Annotated in this window: 1 protein-coding gene and 1 pseudogene; one reads left to right on the top strand and one right to left on the bottom strand. The window is 35.2% G+C overall.

Annotated elements, in window-relative coordinates:
* Positions 1-239, top strand: a pseudogene (locus ACFIK8_RS10000) (salicylate hydroxylase); the annotation flags it as partial.
* 465 nt (positions 240-704) lie between these two features.
* Here the strand turns inward: ACFIK8_RS10000 and ACFIK8_RS09995 are convergent.
* A partial coding sequence (locus ACFIK8_RS09995; RefSeq protein WP_375669334.1) for a hypothetical protein occupies positions 705-1,052 on the bottom strand: 348 nt, incomplete at its 5' end.

The following is a 1,052-nucleotide window of genomic DNA, read 5'->3' as shown; positions in this document are numbered from 1 at the left end:
AAGTACTTTCATTGAAAAATCTTTCATTAATGAAAGCACTTTCGCTTTACGAAAAACCACGTACCACCCGTATTTCAGCAGTAAGAAAACGCGGAGATTTCAATAGATTAACCTATCATGCAACGGGGCCCATAGCAATTGCACGTAATTTGATCATGAAAATTCGCACACCAGAAAGCATCATGTCTAGTCTTGATTGGCTTTATATGTATGATACTGTGAACTTAATAAAAAAATGAAATAAGCAGATATATAGTAAAAACTTATAAAATTTAAAATCCCAAATTGCTTTGGGCTTTCATGTATGAAATGGAAACAATCTTCTTAAATAGACACTTAACCAGAGCTATCATTCTATTTACGAACATCGAGTATTGCTACTGTTCTTGCATTTAAACATTTCAGAGCTCTCGTATTCACTCCGCCCATCAATCAACCTTTTGGACTGCAATCATACAATTTTTTCTCAATAAATAATGAGTGCACGAAACAGGAAAACATTGCGATATCAAACAGTTTTATATTGCATAAATATTGATTTTATGATGAGAATTGATAATTTAATGCGCAATCAATCGGTCTAAACTGATCGCAAACAAAAGAAAGATCTTTTAGAATCTACAATCTGATTCAAAGTTAAATTTTAAGCTACTGATAAAACAACACTGGCACTCAAACCAAGCAGCAACCTCATATTATTGAACTTAAGTCAACTCCACATCAACAACACCATGTATCGATTTCATAGCACTCACCACACTTGAATCTACCTTATATCGCTTTGGAAGTGTAATTTCGACTTCCCGTAATCCATCTTCTTGAATCAAAATGAGCCCTACCTCTCCATTCCCATTAGGATTTAGATTCTGCTCAATTTGTGGAAGCATATCAACTGTTTTTATAAAGAGGCGCATCATTTTATGATGCTGTGCTGCTTCATTTTCCAAAGATTGAGCCGTCTCAAGTCGCAAACTAACCCCCTCAGAGCGATTTTCTGCACTCACCGTAATGATAAAAGATTTTCCTGGTTCTAGCATATCTTCATAAGCCGC

The organism is Bartonella sp. MR168JLCBS (assembly GCF_042194175.1).
The sequence above is the reverse complement of the archived record's forward strand: the minus strand, read 5'-3'. Positions and strand labels throughout refer to the sequence as shown.